The sequence below is a fragment of the Stenotrophomonas maltophilia group sp. Smal12 genome, assembly GCF_037079935.1.
Lineage (GTDB): Bacteria > Pseudomonadota > Gammaproteobacteria > Xanthomonadales > Xanthomonadaceae > Stenotrophomonas > Stenotrophomonas sepilia.
This window is the reverse complement of record NZ_JBAWUK010000012.1, coordinates 55,916-74,777: the sequence shown is the minus strand read 5'-3', so window position 1 is coordinate 74,777 and position 18,862 is coordinate 55,916. Positions and strand designations below refer to the sequence as shown.

Annotated in this window: 13 protein-coding genes and 2 pseudogenes; 10 read left to right on the top strand and 5 right to left on the bottom strand. The window is 63.8% G+C overall.

The window, feature by feature from the left end; all coding sequences use genetic code 11:
• The first annotated feature begins 164 nt into the window (after positions 1 to 164).
• From WDC87_RS07690 to WDC87_RS07665, 6 genes are all read left to right on the top strand, one after another.
• On the top strand, positions 165 to 1,022 hold the full coding sequence (locus tag WDC87_RS07690; RefSeq protein ID WP_075077133.1) for a heteromeric transposase endonuclease subunit TnsA: 858 nt from the start codon (positions 165 to 167) through the stop codon (positions 1,020 to 1,022).
• Complete coding sequence (locus WDC87_RS07685; RefSeq protein WP_080469307.1) at positions 1,019 to 3,220, top strand: Mu transposase C-terminal domain-containing protein; 2,202 nt, start codon at positions 1,019 to 1,021, stop codon at positions 3,218 to 3,220. Before WDC87_RS07690 ends, WDC87_RS07685 begins: the two co-directional genes overlap by 4 nt.
• Complete coding sequence (locus WDC87_RS07680; protein WP_075077134.1) at positions 3,210 to 4,829, top strand: ATP-binding protein; 1,620 nt, start codon at positions 3,210 to 3,212, stop codon at positions 4,827 to 4,829. The genes WDC87_RS07685 and WDC87_RS07680 overlap by 11 nt, the downstream gene beginning before the upstream one ends.
• Positions 4,830 to 4,831: 2 nt before the next feature.
• On the top strand, positions 4,832 to 6,562 hold the full coding sequence (locus WDC87_RS07675) for a TnsD family Tn7-like transposition protein (RefSeq protein ID WP_075077135.1): 1,731 nt from the start codon (positions 4,832 to 4,834) through the stop codon (positions 6,560 to 6,562).
• A gap of 5 nt (positions 6,563 to 6,567) precedes the next feature.
• A complete protein-coding gene (locus WDC87_RS07670) occupies positions 6,568 to 8,184 on the top strand; it encodes a hypothetical protein (RefSeq protein ID WP_075077136.1) in 1,617 nt (538 codons plus the stop codon).
• 93 nt (positions 8,185 to 8,277) lie between these two features.
• Positions 8,278 to 9,426, top strand: coding sequence for a transposase (locus WDC87_RS07665; RefSeq protein ID WP_245885061.1), 1,149 nt, complete (start codon positions 8,278 to 8,280; stop codon positions 9,424 to 9,426).
• 106 nt (positions 9,427 to 9,532) lie between these two features.
• On the opposite strand, the gene WDC87_RS07660 is transcribed toward WDC87_RS07665, so the two are convergent.
• The 4 genes and pseudogenes from WDC87_RS07660 to WDC87_RS07645 all read right to left on the bottom strand — a co-directional run bounded on the left by WDC87_RS07660 (position 9,533) and on the right by WDC87_RS07645 (position 13,975).
• Positions 9,533 to 10,045, bottom strand: coding sequence for a TetR/AcrR family transcriptional regulator (locus WDC87_RS07660; RefSeq protein WP_075076221.1), 513 nt, complete (start codon positions 10,043 to 10,045; stop codon positions 9,533 to 9,535).
• A 108-nt stretch (positions 10,046 to 10,153) separates the two neighbouring features.
• Positions 10,154 to 11,041, bottom strand: a complete 888-nt coding sequence (locus WDC87_RS07655) for a 3-hydroxyacyl-CoA dehydrogenase (protein ID WP_016448220.1) — start codon at positions 11,039 to 11,041, stop codon at positions 10,154 to 10,156.
• Positions 11,038 to 12,819 (bottom strand): annotated as a pseudogene (locus tag WDC87_RS07650) (oleate hydratase). The gene WDC87_RS07655 and the pseudogene WDC87_RS07650 overlap by 4 nt, the downstream one beginning before the upstream one ends.
• Before the next feature lie 187 nt (positions 12,820 to 13,006).
• Positions 13,007 to 13,975: an IS5 family transposase gene (locus WDC87_RS07645; protein WP_075076220.1), complete on the bottom strand. Its 969-nt coding sequence runs from the start codon at positions 13,973 to 13,975 to the stop codon at positions 13,007 to 13,009.
• A gap of 318 nt (positions 13,976 to 14,293) precedes the next feature.
• Between WDC87_RS07645 and WDC87_RS07640 the strand changes: the two genes are divergently transcribed.
• Together WDC87_RS07640 and WDC87_RS07635 are read left to right on the top strand one after the other, a co-directional pair.
• The gene (locus WDC87_RS07640; protein WP_023124372.1) at positions 14,294 to 15,085 is read left to right on the top strand and encodes a 3-hydroxybutyrate dehydrogenase; all 792 of its coding nucleotides are present in this window, start codon (positions 14,294 to 14,296) and stop codon (positions 15,083 to 15,085) included.
• 38 nt (positions 15,086 to 15,123) lie between these two features.
• Positions 15,124 to 16,320: a patatin-like phospholipase family protein gene (locus tag WDC87_RS07635; RefSeq protein ID WP_023124371.1), complete on the top strand. Its 1,197-nt coding sequence runs from the start codon at positions 15,124 to 15,126 to the stop codon at positions 16,318 to 16,320.
• Positions 16,321 to 16,336: 16 nt separating this feature from the next.
• Here WDC87_RS07635 and WDC87_RS07630 read toward each other — a convergent pair whose 3' ends face one another.
• The gene (locus WDC87_RS07630) at positions 16,337 to 16,696 is read right to left on the bottom strand and encodes a CopD family protein (RefSeq protein WP_049881948.1); all 360 of its coding nucleotides are present in this window, start codon (positions 16,694 to 16,696) and stop codon (positions 16,337 to 16,339) included.
• A 7-nt stretch (positions 16,697 to 16,703) separates the two neighbouring features.
• Between WDC87_RS07630 and WDC87_RS07625 the strand changes: the two are divergent.
• Together WDC87_RS07625 and WDC87_RS07620 are read left to right on the top strand one after the other, a co-directional pair.
• Positions 16,704 to 16,931, top strand: a pseudogene (locus tag WDC87_RS07625) (TCP-1/cpn60 chaperonin family protein); the annotation flags it as partial.
• Between the two features lie 224 nt (positions 16,932 to 17,155).
• Complete coding sequence (locus WDC87_RS07620; RefSeq protein ID WP_323145479.1) at positions 17,156 to 18,649, top strand: transposase; 1,494 nt, start codon at positions 17,156 to 17,158, stop codon at positions 18,647 to 18,649.
• The last annotated feature ends 213 nt before the right edge of the window (positions 18,650 to 18,862 follow it).

The window sequence follows — 18,862 nt, the reverse complement described above, 5'->3', positions numbered from 1 at the left end:
GTTTTCTTGGGCAAAGCATGTGAATCAAGCGTGGCGCTTGGTCAGGAGTCTGCTTGACTCCGAAAAACGTGTCAAGTCTCCCGGGATCACATCTCGATTCCAGTTAGATGGAGGCAGTCATGGGCGCAGCCCAAGGAGCCATCCGTCACCTCGTGAGGTGACGGATGGCGAAGCGCAGATACGACTTCGACGAAGCCAAGATCACCCGCTATCAGAAGGAAGGGCGTGGCACCGGGAACGGCAAGGAATACAAGCCGTGGTTGACCATTCACGACGTCCCATCGCTGGGGCTTGCCTCGAGAACTTTCGGATTCAAGACAGGGCGGGAACACCATTGCCTGTCGAATCTGGAGTCGGGGTTCCTTCGTATGTTGGAGTGGTCGGATTCGGTGTTCGATATTCGCGAACAGTTTCCGCTGGACCGGGAAGTCACGCGCATGCTGGCCGGGAAGATGGGCATTGAGCATCCGCGCGATCCACGTACACGAGTTGACGTAGTTATGACGACGGATTTCTTGGTGGATATCCGAGTCGATGGCCGGGCCAGATCCGTCGCCTACGCGATAAAGCCCGCCCAGGAGATTGAGGACGACAAGACGGGTCCGAGGACGATCGACAAGCTCGAACTGGAACGTCGCTATTGGAGCCGCGACCGGATTCCCTGGTATCTGGTGACGGACCGGGAGCTTCCGAAGCAACGGATCCGCAACCTGGCATGGCTGCACGAAATGCGCTCGCTCCAACACGAATTTGCGCCGCATCCGGACTATTGGACGGACCGGTGCGAACAGTTCCTCGTACAGTGCCAGCGAGTCCGTGGCGGTTCGATCAGGGACTTCTTCATGCACTTGGAGGGCACGTGCCGGTTCGCGGCCGGCGAGCCTCTGAAGGTGCTGCGCCATCTGGCGGCCAACAAGCGAGTGGTCATCGACTTGGACAGGGAGTTTTCGGATCGAGACCGGTTTGATGTGCTGCGTGTCTCCGCTCAGGAGCAGCCCCGGCTGCAGGTGGTGGGCGCATGATGCTGAAGGTGGGAGATGTTCTCGATCTAGAGCCTGGTTCAAACAAGTGGGTCAGAATCGTGTGGATGGCGGCCGAGGGAACAACGCTGGCCATTTACCCGCTGGATGCGGATCGGGCCTTTCCGGACCTGGTTCCGGCCGAGCCGCTGGTAGCTGGACTCCGTGCGAGAGAGGTGGCGCTTGTGGAGGACCCTTTCATGGTCGTTGCCATGGAAGACAAGTTGAAACAAACGCATAGGAGCCGGCGCGACCGTGCCTGGAAAATAATACAGCCGCTGGTGGCTGAGGTGCCGTACATCTTCAGTGCAGACCGGCGCGGCGCCTTGATCTCGGACGCTGTTGAGAAGGCCAGGAAGGGCGATGACCCCGACATCAAACGAATCACCACGGCACAGGTCTATGTGTACCTCCGACGCTACTGGCAACGTGGGATGACGGCCAACGCCCTGCTTCCGGATTACGAAAGATCCGGTGGCCGGGGTAAGACTCGAAAGGCAGGAGAGAAGAAACGAGGTCGACCACGGAAATTCGGCAAGCAAGTGGGCACCAACGTGACCCCCGATATCCGAAGGGTGTTCTCTATAGCCTATGACCGCTACTACGCCAGTCAGGTCCATGGGAAATACACGCTACGTGGCGCCTACAAAAAGATGATCTCCGAGTTCTTTTCGGTGAAAGGCACCGATCCGGAGACTGGCAGGATCGTGCATATCCGGCAGGAGCAAATCGAGGCGCAGGGAGGAATTCCGTCTTTCGATCAATTTCAGTACTGGTCCAACAAGGATCACCTTCGCCTGGAGATCAAGCGCAAGCGGATGGGAGCGAAGCGCTATGACAAGGATATGCGTGGTCTGCTGGGAACCTCGAACGCGCAGGTGATCGGGCCCGGGAGCCGCTACCAGATCGACGCCACGATCTCGGATGTCTACCTGGTCTCGCGGCTGGATCCGAGCCTGATCATCGGTCGTCCGGTCGTTTACGTTGTGATCGATGTCTTCAGCCGCCTGATCACCGGGATCTACATCGGCTTGGAGGGGCCTTCCTGGGTGTCGGCGATGATGGCCTTGGCCAACACCGCGACGGACAAGGTGGCTTACTGCGCCCAGTTCGGCATCGCCATCCAGCCTGAAGATTGGCCGGCGCACCACCTGCCGGGCATCCTGCTGGGCGACCGCGGCGAGATCGAAAGTGAGAAAATCGACACCCTGATCAACAGCTTCAACGTCACAGTCGAGAATACGAGTTCCTACCGCGCCGATTGGAAAGGCGTCGTGGAAAGTCGCTTTCGCTTGCTTCCGGCGAAGTTCAAGGCGTACACGCCGGGCTACATCGACGTCGACTACCGGCAGCGGGGCGGAACCGACTACCGCCTCGACGCGGTGTTGAACCTGGATGATTTCACCGAGATCATCATCAACTGCGTCCTCCACTACAACAACTCGCACGAGATCAAGTGCTACGACTATGACCGGGACGTCAGGGCCGACGGTGTTCCATCCATTCCCTGCGATCTGTGGGAGTGGGGCATTCGCCACCGTTCTGGCGCACTGAGGACCTTTCCACAGGAACTGGTGAAGTTCAGCCTGATGCCGAAGGGTCAGGCGTCCGTTACCGAAACCGGAATCGCATTCAGGGGCCGCTATTACACCTGCAAGCGCGCGATGGAGGATCGCTGGTTCGACAAGGCCCGCCAGGATGGTCGTTGGAAGGTGGTCGTGTCATACGACCCGCGCGACATGGACACGATCTACCTGCACCCGGCGGGGGTCAAGATGGCATTCGAGGAATGCACGTTGACCGACCGTAGCCGCGCCGATCGGCATCTATCCGCATGGGAAATCGACCAGGTCGATCAGCGCGATAAGCATCGCCGGGCGGATGGACGCACAGATGCGGTATTGGCGTCGATGGACACCGACGCCGCTAACGAGCAGGTCATCAAGAAGGCCTTGGCGCGACGTGGGCCGCCGAGCCAGGCCAGCGCGGCCAGCCGGACCGCAAACATCCGCGATAACCGCGCAGAGGAAAAGGATGCCAATCGTGCCAGGGAGACTTTCAGGCTCGGCGAGGACGTGTCCGGGCCGACTGGGCCGAGCGCCAACGTGGTGCCGATTCGAGGCAGGCCAGCACCGACGGACGATACCGACTACAGCCTGCCGACTATCGACGAAATCCTGAGGGACGACGATGACCAGTGACTGCGTGGCGTTTTCACTGCCTGAGTATGACGACAACCCTTTTATTGCCCAGTTGCCTCCGATCATGGGCCAGAAAGATCTGTACAAATCGTTGGTAAGTGCGCCTATCTTCCGGGAATCGGAGCCGGGATTTCCGGCGCACCTGCGCAAGCACTGTATCGCCAGACTCTCCAAGTGTTTCCTGCCGCTGGCCCGTCAGGTCGAGTTGGCGGATCGGTTCGGCATGCTTTTGCGACAGGGTTACCTCGGTCGCAACCCACTGACTCACGACTACCTGCATCACCTGCACAACGGGATCGAGCGGATCGAAGCCGGATCGCTGGAGGTCCCGGTATCCCAGCCGGTGCAGAACACAGCCAACAGCTTCGCGCTGCTGGGATGTCCCGGCGTAGGCAAGACAGTGGCGATGAACCAGGTGCTGGCGCAGTACCCGCAGGTGATCCAACACGATGCTCCCTTCAGCCTTACACAGGTCGTCTGGTTGCGACTGGAAGCGCCGGCGCTGGGATCTCTTCGCAATTTGTGTATCGATTTCTTCCATACGGTCGATCGGCTGATCCACACCGATTACGTCAAACGATACGCGACCAAGACGACCGTCGAGCAGATGGTTGCGTACATGGCACAGGTGGCCAACCTGCATGCGCTGGGCGTGTTAGTCATCGACGAGATCCAACATCTGCGGGGTGCCAAGGTTGGTGCTGCGGCGCTGATGAAGTTCCTGGTCCGGCTGGTCAACACCATTGGCGTACCGGTGATTCCGATCGGCACGTTGAGTGCCCTGCCGATTCTGCAGGGAAGCTTCAGCCAGGCACGCCGCAACACGGGTTTGGGCTCCATGCTGTGGGACCGGATGGATCCGGGCGCTACTTGGAACAGCTTTCTCGAACAACTCTGGGGGTATCAATGGACCAACCCGCGCACAACGCTGACGGATGAGCTGAACGCTGCTATCTATGACGAAAGCCAAGGGGTGGCGGATCTGGCGGTCAAGCTGGTCATGCTCGCGCAGATGCGACTGGTCGGGATCAGTGAAATGCGCAAGGGCCAGTCCGAAAAGATCACGACGGAGTTGATTCGGGTCGTGGCCAAGGAGGAACTCGCGATGGTCGCGCCGATGATCACGGCGTTGCGCGAGAACGACACGGTCAAGGCCGCCAAGTTCGATGACCTGCGCTCACTGAATGAGCACGTTGGACTGGTACTCAGCAGGGCGATCGGTGGTGGCCGTGCGCAGGACAGCGTTGAAGCGCCACCGCCTGCTGCGACGGCTGCAGCACCGGCGTCGGCATCCATGGAGGCGGTGCTCCTCACCTCGTTGAAAGGGATGGGTGTGGCCGAAGACGTTGCCAAGGCACTGGTGGCGGAGGCAGTTGCCAACAATCCGTCCGGCGACCCGCTGACGCTGATGCAGACGATCACGGCGACGTTGAAGGCAAGTCCGCCTGTCGTAAAACCACCGAAGCCGAAGAAGGTTCCTGTTGACGAGCTCCCCGACGAAGATTTGCGTCGGATCGTCGCCAACGGCAAGCAGGCGGGTGCGGCGGCCTACGACGCGCTGTTGGCTGCTGGCGTAGTGCGTCCACCGATGCTGGATTTCGCGGCTTGACGATGTTGGGCTACTTCCCGCAGGTGTATCCGCAGGAGCTGCTGTACAGCGTACTCGCGCGATATCACCGGCACATGGGTGCGCCGTCGTTCATCCAGTCCATGGAATCGCTGTTTGGGCGCAGGCTCGTCATCGCGAACCCGGATCTGCCCGAACACATCGACGCCCTCGCGGCGCGCATTCCACCCGGTCGCCACCTGGCCGCGGATCGGATCATCGACACGATGACACTGTATCCGTACTACACGGCATACCAGAGTCAGGATGTCAGGCAGCAGGTTCGCCACGCCATGCGGGTTGGCGAAGATGGCAGCGTGCTGCTGCGGCTCGGAATCGCGGCGTTTCGCGCGGGGAGGGTCACGCAGCTGCGGTTCTGCGGAAGCTGCCTCGCGCAAATGCGCGAGCGCTACGGCGAACTGTATTGGCGCCGGGACCATCAGTTGCCCAGCGCGCTGGTCTGTCCGGAACACGCCAAGCTGCTACAGGTTGGTACGGTACGGCTGACTGGATGTAGCCGTCACCGCTTCGTGCCAGCGGATCGGCAGACCTGCCCTTGGCGCGCACCGGCAGTGATTCAGGACGTCGCGACACCGATTGTCGAGACGCTCCATCGGTTGGCGGTGGCTAGTGCGGCGTTGCTCGATGATCCCGGTCCTCCTGTGACGCCGCAGGCGCTGACGGCGTTCTACAGCAGTGCGGTGCAACGGACCGGTCTGGCATCGCTGAACGGCCGAGTCGACCAACGCCAGTTCGATCAAGCGTTTCGGCACCACTATCGCGGTGGCCTGCCCATGCTGCCCGGCGTGATGACGGGCAGTCGGTTCACCGGGGACTGGCTGGCGGCATTTGTTCGCAAACACCGTAAGGCGCGCCACCCGCTCCAACACCTGATGGTGCGTGACTTCCTGGCGTCGAGAGACTCTGCGGGACGGCCGTTTGGTGAAGGCCCATGGCCCTGCTGCAATCCGCTGGCGAGCCACCGGGGTGAGGCGGTGGTGTCCGACTGTCGATTTCACCGCAATCGGGCGCATTGGGTCGGCGTGTTCACCTGCTCATGTGGGTATGCCTATACGCGCAGCTTCCATCCGGACACGGGCAAGGTTGGAGCGCCGCGGTTTCAGGCGTTCGGCCCATCGCTCGGATCCGTGCTGGGCGAAATGGTCGCTGCCGGCTGCTCCTTGCGGGAGATCGCCCGCAGGCTGGAGATCGATCCCAAGACGGTCCTCAAGCTGGCGGCCGAGTTTGGCATCAGAACCCGCTGGAAAGCAGTGTCGGACAGATCACCCGGATCGCCCAGGAAAACTCCTACAGCCGTCGCGAGATCGCCAGAGCCCAGCAGGAGGCGATCAGCCCGCTGTCCCCGGAGGAACTGGGTCGAGATCGACACGCAAGTGGCCACCAAGGTTCGGGAGGCCGCGGAACTGATCCGGGCCGAGACCCCGTTGGTGCGCGTCACGACAACGGCCGTCGAGCGTCGGTTCTGGAATCGTGGCTGGATCTGCAAACGGGCTACCAAGTTGCCGGTATCGATGCAGGCGTTGGGTGACGTGGCTGAGTCGCTGGAATCGTTTCAGCGCCGACGAGCGTGGTGGACGATCCTGAACATGGATCGTGCCGATGAGCCGCTTCAGGTGTGGCGGATCCTCCGTAAGGCAGGTCTCACCGACCGGCACACCTCAATGGTAGAGGGTCTGCTGGCCACCCACTTCAATCGGGGGCAGGCCGCCGCATGAGGCGCATGGTCTTCCGCTCGATCGCCAAGCTGGGAAGCGCGCCGATGGAACTATTCTGGTTGGCGGGCCTGGTACGGAACGAGCGCAACGAGTGGAATGTCCTGGCGGTCTATAGGAACACTGAGACAGGCGAGCTAAGCCGCCTCGAGCAACCCATCGGCATGTTGCCGATCATGAGCGTGGGCATTCGGTTCGAGCACGGCGTGCTGAAGGTCGACGAGTTGCCCGGCGAAGTCATGGAGATCGTGATCCCGGATATGGGGCGCCCGGACATCATCACTTCGGCCGAGGTCCCGTTCGAGCTCTATCCTTTGCCGCAGGGAAAGTCCGGAACCCAGCGGCTGTTTCGTTATCGAACGCAAGGCGTCGAGGTTCTGATCCCAGTCATTGAGCTGGTCCGGGCATTGTTCCTGCACAACCGGACACTGGCCCTGGCCCTGATGCGGCCGAGCGGACTGGAGCAGTTGTTCGTGCCGCAGCATCCGGGGCAGCGGGAGATCGCTATGGTGCAATTCACGCGGGAGATGCCCAAGAGCGTGATCGGAAAGGCATTGGCACTGGAGTTCGCCTGGATCGTTCTGGACCGAGATGCTCGGCGCTCCTGGGACAGCGTCCAGCGGCTGACGGCAGGACAGCGCCACGTCCTGTTCGACCCACCCTCGATCCGGAGCTCGAACTGGGTATTTCGCGGGGTGCGTCACGGCAACCAGTGGCTGGTGCAGGAACTCAAGTTCGTCGGCGGCAGACGCCTGCCGTTCGCCAAACTGGAATACAGCCACCCGGCCTTCACGAAGGTTACGGCTCTGTTGTCTGGAGGGGGCGGGGATCCTGCGCCGGGTCCATCGGCACCGGAAGGCGATGAAGAAGCTTCAACCGTGAAGGACTTCGACGTCGATGATGGCGAAGAAGGCAGCACCAGCTACCGGGGCCCGCAGATCGTGGACGCCCCGGCCCGAAGATCTGCCTTCGAGAACTCTGTGATAGTGGCCAAGGCGGCCGCGGAGGTGAAACATCATGGCAAGAAGCCCGGCAATAAGGCCGCAAAACGCCCGAAGAACAAGCGAACCCGCATCGTCGAGGTCAGCTCGGGCGAGCGCGCGGGCACCGCCAAGCTACCTCCGCTGGAGTTCCGTTTGCTACATGCGGCACCAGACGTGGAAATGGGTGATCTCGATGCGCTCGATGAAACCGTACGCCACATGCGCGACCAACTACCCGACGTACACTTCGCGATGACACTTGTGCAACTCAAACAAGGTCATGCGTCCTCGACCATTGGTGCTAGGCCCCGTCCTGCCATGGTGGTGACGATAGACCCACACAACCAAGAGATCATTGTTCTCATCGACATCGAGCGCACCGGTGTTATAGCCCTGTCGTTGATGTCCATGAGATTCCCGCGTGGGTCGTCACCCCACGTGATCGAGGATGCAGTTGGCAAGATGCTCGACGGTTGGGTCGAGCTCGGCGGTCACTGGTCTACGGAGTTAGAGAAGACGCTTGAAGATATCTGTGCCTGTGAGCGCGTTCCCAGGGTGCTGATCCCAAGGGAGAAATTTCGACACAGCGCAAAGATGTGGGCCAATCGGTTAATGGATCGATTAGGCTTAACCAGCAGTTGAGCGGCTGCTTCCGACCCGAAGCGGACATTCGCATGATTTGAATCGAAAAGGCCCGCATCTCTGCTGGGCCTCCGCATTCTGAGCGATCAGGAAGTGAACCTGACCCCGTTGTTCCTCCCCTACCCGTTGCGCTTCCTGTTCGCCAGCAAGCCGGAGGCCATCAGCCCGGTGCTGGGCATCGTGCATCGTGTGATCGCCGGTTGGCTTGCCGATCAGGCCGGCGTGCCGCGGGATACGGCGCAATGCGGCGTGGTGACCCTGATCCAGCGCTTCGGCAGCGCGCTGAATCTCAACATCCACTTCCACATGCTGTGGCTCGACGGCGTGTACGAGGACACCACCGAGCGTCCGCAGCGCAAGCCGCGCCTGCACCGCACCCGTGCGCCCACATCGGCGCAACTGACGGAACTGGCCAACACCATCGCGCATCGCGTGTGCCGGCACCTGTCGCGCCGCGGCTGGCTCGAAGGCGAAGACGAATCCGTGTTCCTGTCCGACAGCGCGGGTAGCGACGACGGCATGGATGGGCTGCGGATGAGTTCGATGACCTACCGCATCGCCACCGGTCGCGACGCTGGCCGCAAGGTCGTCACCCTGAAAACGCTACCCGGTGATGCGGGTTCTCTGGACGGCGACGCCGGCAAGGTCGGCGGCTTCTCGCTGCATGCCGGCGTGGCCGCGGAAGCACACGAAAGCCACAAGCTCGAAAAGCTGTGCCGCTACATCACGCGCCCGGCGATCAGCGAGCAGCGGCTATCGATCTCGCCACAGGGCAGGGTGCGTTACCAGCTCAAGACGCCGTGGCGCAATGGCACCACGCATGTCGAATGGGATGCGGTGGACTTCATCGCCAAGCTGGCGGCACTGGTCCCGCCACCTCGCGCGCATCTCACCCGCTTCCACGGCGTATTCGCCCCGAATGCAAACCTGCGTGCGCAGCTGACGCCCTCGGGGCGCGGCAAGCGGCCTGCGGGCGATGCGGCGCCGGTTGACGCAAGCGCCCACGACGAGCCGCGCAGCCCCGAGCAGAAGCGCCGTGCGATGAGCTGGGCGCAACGGCTCAAGCGGGTCTTTTCCATCGACATCACCACCTGCGCCCACTGCGGCGGCGCGGTACGGATCGTCGCCAGCATCGAGGAACCCACCGCCATCCGCGCCATCCTCGCCCACTTCGAGAAGCACGGCGCGCTGGAGCAAGCGCACTACCGGCCCGCAGCGCGCGCGCCGCCGCCGGCCGCGTGATGAGGCGCCGGCCACACAGCCGGCAGCCAAGCCAGAGTCCGATCCGATGCGGCCACGACCCCGCAGGGCTGCGCTCGGCCCTGTGCCGGGAATCGGTGAGGAATGGCTACGCACTGAGCCGCTGCGAGGCCCCGCGATGTCGAAAACCCACGCATGAACCCCCGATCTGTGCCCGATCTGTGCCCAAAGCGGCGCTTGCGCGGCCGCTTCCTACCCGCCAGACTCGCCAAAAAGGGCGGTTGAACTTCCTATACCCCAGCTCCATGGCGATGCGCGCCCATTCGCCCCGATGGTGGATGGTGTCCAGCCAATCCAGGATGCACGCCAGGGTGCCGTCGAGACCTGCGTCGCCGCAGGTCGCCAGCATCTGCTCCAGGCTGGCGGCCTTCTGTTCGAGGTTGCGCTCCATCACCTCCAGCAGCAGCTCCTCGCGATCGGCGAAGTTGGAGTAGAAGGCCCCCTGCGTATAGCCGGCACGCGTGCAGACGGCGCGCAGCGACAGCGCCGGGATCGAGTGCTCCACGATCAGCGCCTCGGCGGCATCCAGCAGCGCCGCGCGCGTGCGGGCCTGCGATTCACTGCGGTTGAGCGGACGTGCGTGGCGTTGGGCTTGGCTCACGGCCGGCTCCGGCGCGACGGGGCGGCAGTATGCCACCGCCTTGCACAGGACGCCGTCAGCGTGCGGTGACCGTTCCCGACGGAGCACGCACGGGCGGCGGACATGGCGTCAATCATCGTAGAAGCCACCCCCCGCACCGGCGCCCAGGCGACCCTTGTCGATGTAGTTCACCTTGAGATATTCGGCCCAGCCCTGCGTTGCGGGATTTGCGCTTGCGATGTTGTACGCCGTGCGCAGGCCGACAATGTCGTAGATCTGGAACGGCCCCAGCTTGGCGCCGGTCCCGATTCGCCAGGTCTTGTCGATGTCCTCCGGACTCGCCACACCTTTCAACAACAAGGCGGCGGCCGCGTTGAGCAACGGCACCAGCAGCGAATTCAGCACGTAACCCGGCTGCTCCTTGTGCAGTCGGATCGGTTCCATGCCGATTTCCGCAGCGAAGCGCGCCACCTGCTCGAACACCTCAGGATCGGTCTGCGGCGTACCCATCACTTCCGCTGTGTTCTGGCGCCAGATGTGATTGGCGAAATGCAACGCCAGGAACTTCTCCGGCCGGCCCGTCGCATCCGCGAATGCACTGGGCAGCAGCGTGGAGGAGTTGGTGGCGAAGATGGTGCCTTCGCGCGCCAGCCTGGCGAGTTCGGCATAGACTGAGCGCTTGAGTTCCAGCTTCTCCGGCACCGCTTCAATTACCAGGTCCGCGTCGCGCACGGCCTGCGCAAGGTCGCTGCTCAGTGCGATGGCCGCCGCGACCCTGGTGGTCGCCTCGGGCGTCGTCCCCGGCAGGTCGGCGGCATATGTCTGAGCCAATCGCGTCAGGGCGTCGCGGGCACGCTCCAGCGCTGCTGCGTCAATGTCGTACGCCGTGACGCTCTTGCCGTGAAAGGCGCACTGGAAGGCGATCTGCGCGCCGAGCACGCCAGTGCCCAGCACGGTCACCCGCTGCAGGCCGGAGGGCGAGGCGACGGTCTTTGTGGTGTCCTGTGTCATGTTCATGCGTCCTCCCCGGCCAGCAGGCCGGCGTCGTGGAGCAATGCACCGATCTCGGTGCGGTCGAGCCTGGCCAACACGCGGTCGCGCAGGAACGACGGGCCCGGCAACGCCAATTCTTCGCCATCGCGCAGCTGGTGCAGTGCATCCAGCAGGGTGCGGATGTCGTAGGTGGAATTGAACACTTCCGGCACGCCGCGTTCAATGCCCAACAGCGTGTAGACCGCTTCCATCGGCGTGCGCACCGAGTACTCGGTGGTGAAGATACAGTCGCGTTGCTTCGACTCCGCGAACTGGCCGATGAATGCGAAGTTCACAGCGCCCGCTGGCACCACGTCAGGGCGATCACCGGCTTGACGCGGCATGAAGAAGGCGGTGATGTACGGCATCATCACCGGCACGGTGTTGGCTCCCGTGGCTGCAAGCTCCGCGATGTCCTCAACCGACACACCCATGTGATACAGCCATTCCTGGGTGATTTCCTCGCCGGTGCAGTCCTGCATCGGCTTCTTGACGTAATCCCCCGGCACGTCCGCGAACAGGCCATAGAACCAGATCACGACCTGGTCCTTGGGCTGCTTCTTGAAGTGCGGCTGGCGGTTCACCGTCCAGCTCAGCAGCCAGCTGGAATCCTTGGCGGTGACAATCCCGCCGGTCACCACCTTGCCGCTGAACGGGTCGCGCTTGGCGATCTTCTCGATGTACTTCGGGATGCGCGCGTCCAGCGTGGTGATGGTGGCGGATTCCCATTTGGTCTCCGGAATGTGCGTGCCGAACACGTCGGGCCGCCCGAACGACGGATCCTTGGCCGCGATGCGCCGCCACAGATCCCAAGCCGGTGCCGGGCCTTCGTCCAGCAGCGCCGCGGTCTTGTGGTCGCCCTCGTTGCTGTTTTCCACCAGCGAGCCGATGGTCATGAACAACAGGTCATCGGGGCCGAGTGCCATGCCACCGGGCTGGCCGTCGCGGTTTCAGTGGATGCGCGTGGCCTGCTTGCGTCCGTTGGTGGCATCGATGTCGAAATCGACATCTGTCACCTCGGTGCAGTACTGGAACACCACGCCCTGGTCCTTCAACCACTTCACCAATGGCAGCACCAGCGATTCGTACTGGTTGAAGCGGGTGAACTTCAACGCGGAAAGATCCGCCAGACCGCCGATGTGGTGGATGAAGCGGTGCAGATAGAGCTTCATTTCCAGCGCCGAATGCCACTCTTCGAACGCGAACATGGTGCGCCAGTACATCCAGAAGTTGCTGGCGAGGAAGTCCTCACCGAACACCTCGTTGATGCGCTTGTTCTCCATCTCCTCGCGCGTGGCCATGAAGACCTTGAGCATGTCCTTCTGCGCGGCCTTGCTGAGCGTGAACTTGCCCATGTCGGGCGCAGGCTTGCCCTGTTCGATGGTGGCGCGCTGCAGGGAGAAATTGGGGTCGTCCTTGTTCAGCCAGTAGAACTCGTCGAGCACGCTGGCCCCCTCGACTTCCAGCGACGGAATGCTGCGGAACAGATCCCACAGGCATTCGAAATGGTTCTCCATCTCGCGGCCGCCGCGGATCACGAAGCCCTTGTCCGGCTTCTCAAGTCCATCCAGTGCGCCGCCCGGCACGTCGATGCGTTCCAGGATGGTGATGCGCTCGCCCGGCATCTGGCCATCGCGGATCAGGAAGGCGGCGCCGGCCAGCGAGGCCAGGCCGGAGCCGACGAACCATGCGGATTTGCCGTCGACCCCGTCTGGCTTGCGCGGGCGGGCGAAGGCTTCGTAATTGCCACTGCTGTAATACATGTACGGACTCCAGTCGGGGAAGTTCAAGGTCATCGATCTAGGGATCATCTGAATAACACGCCCTGATGCTGCTTTTGCCGCCACACGAGCATCAATATTGTGTCGGGCAGCGATTTTCATCGATTTCAGGTCGGATTTCGGCCGTTTCCGGCCTGTTCTGGCGGGCTTCCCCGCCATCCAGGCGCAACTATCCCGCAGCCGCCAATAAATCTCGCCGCGCCATCCACAGGTTCGACAGCGCGAACAGTGTCAGCACCTGCGCAGTGTTCTTTGCCAGCCCGCGGTAACGCACTTTGGCGTAACCGAACTGGCGCTTCACCACCCGGAACGGGTGCTCAACCTTCGCGCGCACGCTGGCCTTGTAGCGCTCCCAGCGCTCGGCGTATTTGCGGTCACGCTTGTTCTTCATCGCCCGCAGCTTCGACGGCTTCTCCGCGATCAGGAAGCCGACGGCAACGTGCTGCAGCTCTTCGCGCTTGTCGGCGCCGGTGTAGCCACTGTCGCCGCACACCGTATCCTCCTTGCCATGCAGCAGCTTGTGCACCTGGGTCACGTCGCCGACGTTCGCGGCCGTGCACTCCACGTGGTGCACCAGCCCCGAATACTCGTCCACGCCAATGTGCGCCTTCATCCCGAAGTGCCACTGGTTGCCCTTCTTCGTCTGGTGCATCTCCGGATCGCGCTTGCCATCCTTGTTCTTCGTCGAGCTTGGCGCGGCAATGATCGTGGCGTCCACGATCGTGCCCGCGCGCAGGCTCTGGCCCTTGCGTGCCAGGTGCGCGTTCACCCGCGCCAGGATCTTCGGCGCCAGGTCATGCGTCTCCAGCAGACGCCGGAAGTTGAGGATCGTGGTCTCGTCGGGGATGTCGTCCAAACCGCTCAGCTCGGCGAACCGGCGCATCACCGCTGTGTCGTAAAGCGCCTCTTCCATGGCCGGGTCGCTGAGCGCGTACCACTGCTGAAGGAAGTGAACCCGCAGCATCGTTGACAGCGGATACGGCTGCCGGCCAGGGCGACCCATCTTCGGATAGTGCGGCTCAATCAGCTTCAGCAGCGCCTTCCACGGCACCACCTGATCCATCTCGGCCAGGAAGATCTCCTTGCGGGTCCGCTTGCGCTTGCCCATGCCTTCGGCATCACCGAACGTCAGCTGTATCGATCGTCACCCTCATCGCGTTGCGCTATTGTCGCCCACTTCGGGGGAGTTGTTCAGAGTTTCCCTAGCGAAAGGTCACTCCCACGGTAATGTATATCATCTGATATTTGAATTCCATTTGAGATCTATATGGCTGTCCGGACGGCTTTTCGCGGCCCGCAAATGATCTGGGCACCCGAAGGTGCCCAGAGGTAAGCGCGTTTGATGGCGGGGACGATGCCGGTGCCGGGCCGCTTCGCCACGCCTTGATGCCCTTTCGGCCGATGGCGGCCGGCCACGCGCTGGGCGATCATCGACGACCCGCCTGAGGAGAGCCCCATGTCCCGAATCGAACTTGATGGCAAGGTCTGCCTGGTCACCGGTGCCGCCAGCGGCATCGGCAAGCACATCGCCGAAACCTATGCCGCCGCCGGTGGCCGCGTCGCGATCGCCGACCTGAAGCTGGACGCCGCGGAAGCCACCGCCGCCGCGATCCGCGAATCCGGCGGCCAGGCGATGGCCGTGGCGATGGACGTCACCAGCGAATCGCAGGTGGTCGAAGGCGTCGCGCAGATCGCCGCCGAATGGGGCCGGGTGGACGTGCTGGTCTCCAATGCCGGCATCCAGATCATCAACAAGATCACCGAGTTCTCGTTCGAGGACTGGAAGAAGATGCTCGCCATCCACCTCGACGGCGCCTTCCTGACCACCCGCGAGTGCATGAAGGACATGGAGAAGCGCGGTGCGCCCGGCGCGATCATCCTGATGGGCTCGGTGCACTCGCATCTGGCCTCGCCGCTGAAGGCGCCCTACGTCACCGCCAAGCACGGCCTGCTCGGCCTCGCCCGCACCATCGCCAAGGAAGGCGGCAAGCTCGGCATCCGCTCCAACGTGATCTGCCCGGGCTTCGTGCGCACCCCGCTGGTGGACAAGCAGATCCCGGAGCAGGCCAAGGAGTTCGGCATCAGCGAAGAGGAAGTGATCCAGAAGATCATGCTGAAGGACACCGTCGATGGCGAATTCACCACGCTCGACGACGTAGCCAACGTGGCGCTGACCCTGGCCGCTTTCGAGACCAACGCGCTCACCGGCCAGAGCATCGTGGTGAGCCACGGCTGGTTCATGCAGTGAAGCGGTCGGCCACGCACGCCGTGGCATGATCCCTCGCCATGGACACGTCCCCGCAACTGCTCGAGAAGGTCGCTCAATATCCCGCCATCGCCCTGGTGCTCCAGGGCGGCGGCGCGCTCGGCGCCTACCAGTGCGGCGTCTATCAGGCGCTCAACGAGGCCGGCATCCGCCCCAACTGGTACGCCGGCATCTCGATCGGCGCGATCAACGCGGCGATCATCGCCGGCAACCGGCCGCAGGATCGCATCGAACGGCTGCGTGATTTCTGGGAAACGATCTGCGAACCCGCGGGCCTCGCCAGCTGGCCGGCGATGGGCGTGCGCGCCGGGCTTTCGATGCTGCCGATGAACCCGGCTCTGGAAACCTGGGCCGCGACGATGAGCGCCCTGGCCGCCTTGTGGCAGGGCCAGCGCGGCTTCTTCACCCCGTGGCCGGCCTCGCCCTTCATGCGCTGCGACGGCACGCCGCAGGCCACCAGTTTCTACGACACCACGCCGCTGTTGGCAACGCTCGAGCGGCTGGTGGATTTCGACCGCATCAACGATGACCGCACGGTGCGCCTGACCGTTGGCGTCACCGACGTGGAGAGCGGCAACTTCCGCTATTTCGACAGCCGCGACACCCGGATCGGGCCGAAGCACATCCTCGCCTCAGGCTCGCTGCCGCCGGCCTTCGCGCCGGTAGAGATCGAGGGCCGCCATTACTGGGACGGCGGCGTGGTCTCGAACACGCCGCTGGAACACATCCTCGACGAATGGCCGCGCGAAGACACGCTGGCCTTCCAGGTGGACCTGTGGAGCGCGCGCGGGCAGCGGCCGCAGACGATGATGGACGTGCTCGAACGCGGCAAGGACATCCAGTATTCCAGCCGCACCCGCCACGGCACCGATACGGTCGCGCGCACCCAGCAGTTGCGGACCGCGCTGAACGACCTCATCGCCCGCCTGCCCGAAGGCGGACTGCCCGAAAGTGCCCGCGAGGCACTGGCGCCGTGGCTGGACGATCGCGTCATCAACATCGTCCACCTGATCTACCAGGCCAAGCCGCACGAACAGCAGTTCAAGGACTATGCGTTCGGCCGCATCAGCATGGAGAGCCATTGGCAGAGCGGGCTGGCCGATACCCGGCAGACGCTGTCACACCCCGGCTGGTTCGACCTGCCCGACCGCGACCACGGCTACGCGGTACACGACGTGCACCGCGTCACGCAGAAGAAGCATCTGACGCGCTTCTGATCGGTTCGGGCCCGCCTCAGAACGGCTTGCCGACCACCAGATAGACGATGCCGACCAGGAGCACCAGCGGGATCTCGTTGATCCAGCGCAATGCACGTGCCGACGGCAGCGGACGCCCGGCTTCGGCAGCCTTCAGCCAACGCCCGATGACGATGCTGAAGACGAACACCAGCGTGACCAGCAACAGCTTGGCGTGCAGCCAGCCGCCGGCGAAACCGAAGTGCAGCCACAGCGTGAGCCCCATCAGCAGCGCGATGCCGAACAGCACGTGCCCGAAGCGGGAGAGCCTGCGCCCCATCAACACCAGTCGCTCGCGCACGGCCGGGTGTTCGCCTGCCTCGGCCAGGTTCACGAGGATGCGCGGCAGGTACAGCACCGTCGCCGATGGCCAGGGCGCGTTCGGCTACAACGCCGCCAACGGCGAGTTCGGCGACATGATCGAGTTCGGCATCCTGGACCCGACCAAGGTCACCCGCACCGCGCTGCAGAACGCGGCGTCCATCGCCGGCCTGATGATCACCACCGAAGCGATGGTGGCAGAGCTGCCGAAGAAGGAAGAGCCGGCGATGCCGGGCGGCGGCATGGGCGGCATGGGCGGCATGGATTTCTAAGCCCCGCGATCCATCAAGCAAGACCACAAAGCCCGGCCTCGTGCCGGGCTTTGTGCGTTCTGGCGTCCGAGGCGGGAGACTTCCTACCCGCCCCGCGGCAATGTCTGACGCGAAGATCAGAAAACGCCGATATGAACGCGTGCTCGCGGGCGCAACCCTGAGCAGCCGTCCCTGCAACGGAGCGCTGCGTGCCGCGCCTGACCGCACCCCGGCGGCAGGCCGAGGTGTGCGCGCCACTGCCGGCCGCCCACGCCGCTGCGCGTTACGCGCGCCACCTGCCCGAGCGCACGCTGCTGTACGCGCTAGTGCAGGCGCACTACCCGGACTTCATCGCGCGTCTTGAGGCCGAAGACCGCCCGCTGCCCGAGTATGTGCGCGAGGAGTTCGAGACCTACCTGCGCTGCGGCGTGCTCGAGCACGGCTTCCTGCGCGTGGTGTGCGAGCAGTGCCGGGCCGAGAGGCTGGTGGCCTTCTCCTGCAAGAAGCGCGGCTTCTGCCCCAGCTGCGGGGCGCGGCGCATGGCCGAGAGCGCGCGGCACCTGGTGGAGGAGGTGTTTGGCCCGCGGCCGGTGCGGCAATGGGTGCTGAGTTTTCCGTACCCGCTGCGCTTCCTGTTCGCCAGCAAGCCGGAGGCCATCGGCCCGGTGCTGGTGATCGTGCAGCGCGTCATCGCCGGCTGGTTAGCCGATCAAGTCGGCGTCGACCACGCCAGCGCGCAATGCGGCGTGGTGACCCTGATCCAGCGCTTCGGCAGCGCGCTGAACCTGAATGTTCACTTCCACATGCTGTGGCTCGACGGCGTGTACGACGCGAACGTCGAGCCCCCGCGGCGCAAGCCGCGCCTGCGCCGCGCCCGTGCCCCCACCTCTGCGCAACTGACGCAGCTCGCCAACACCATCGCGCATCGCGTGTGCCGGCACCTGTCGCGCCGCGGCTGGCTCGAAGGCGAAGACGAATCCGTGTTCCTGTCCGACAGCGCGGGTAGCGACGACGGCATGGATGGGCTGCGGATGAGTTCGATGACCTACCGCATCGCCACCGGTCGCGACGCTGGCCGCAAGGTCGTCACGCTGCAAACATTGCCCGGTGACGCAGGCTCGCTGGAGGGCGACGCCGGCAAGGTCGGCGGCTTCTCGCTGCATGCCGGCGTGGCCGCGGAAGCACACGAGAGCCACAAGCTCGAAAAGCTGTGCCGCTACATCACGCGTCCGGCGATCAGCGAGAAGCGGTTGTCGATCTCACCGCAGGGCAGGGTGCGGTACGAACTCAAGACCCCATGGCGAAATGGCACCACGCATGTCGAATGGGATGCGGTGGACTTCATCGCCAAGCTGGCGGCGCTGGTGCCGCCACCCCGCGCGCATCTCACCCGCTTCCACGGCGTATTCGCCCCGAATGCAAACCTGCGTGCGCAGCTGACGCCATCGGGGCGCGGCAAGCGGCCTGCGAGCGATGCAGTGCCGGTGGACGTCAGCGCCCACGACGAGCCGCGCAGCCCCGAGCAGAAGCGCCGTGCGATGAGCTGGGCGCAACGGCTCAAGCGGGTCTTTTCCATCGACATCACCACCTGCGCCCACTGCGGCGGCGCGGTACGGATCGTCGCCAGCATCGAGGAACCCAAAACCATCCGCGCCATCCTCGCCCACTTCGAGAAGCACGGCGCGCTGGAGCAAGCGCACTACCGGCCCGCAGCGCGCGCGCCGCCGCCGGCCGCGTGACGAGGTGCCGGCCACGCAGCCGGCAGCCAAGCCAGAGTCCGATCCGATGCGGCCACGACCCCGCAGGGCTGCGCTCGGCCCTGTGCCGGGATTCGGTGAGAAATGGCTACGCACTGAGCCGCTGCGTGGCCCCGCGATGTCGAAAACCCACGCATGAACCCCCGATCTGTGCCCGATCTGTGCCCAAAGCGGCGCTTGCGTGGCCGCGTCCTA

What these genes read in the sequence shown, in the direction of transcription:
- WDC87_RS07690 (WP_075077133.1), top strand. Translation starts at nt 165, where the DNA reads ATGGCGAAGCGCAGATACGACTTCGACGAAGCCAAGATCACCCGCTAT.
- WDC87_RS07685 (WP_080469307.1), top strand. Translation starts at nt 1,019, where the DNA reads ATGATGCTGAAGGTGGGAGATGTTCTCGATCTAGAGCCTGGTTCAAAC.
- WDC87_RS07680 (WP_075077134.1), top strand. Translation starts at nt 3,210, where the DNA reads ATGACCAGTGACTGCGTGGCGTTTTCACTGCCTGAGTATGACGACAAC.
- WDC87_RS07675 (WP_075077135.1), top strand. Translation starts at nt 4,832, where the DNA reads ATGTTGGGCTACTTCCCGCAGGTGTATCCGCAGGAGCTGCTGTACAGC.
- WDC87_RS07670 (WP_075077136.1), top strand. Translation starts at nt 6,568, where the DNA reads ATGGTCTTCCGCTCGATCGCCAAGCTGGGAAGCGCGCCGATGGAACTA.
- WDC87_RS07655 (WP_016448220.1), bottom strand. Translation starts at nt 11,041, where the DNA reads ATGAACATGACACAGGACACCACAAAGACCGTCGCCTCGCCCTCCGGC.
- WDC87_RS07640 (WP_023124372.1), top strand. Translation starts at nt 14,294, where the DNA reads ATGTCCCGAATCGAACTTGATGGCAAGGTCTGCCTGGTCACCGGTGCC.
- WDC87_RS07635 (WP_023124371.1), top strand. Translation starts at nt 15,124, where the DNA reads ATGGACACGTCCCCGCAACTGCTCGAGAAGGTCGCTCAATATCCCGCC.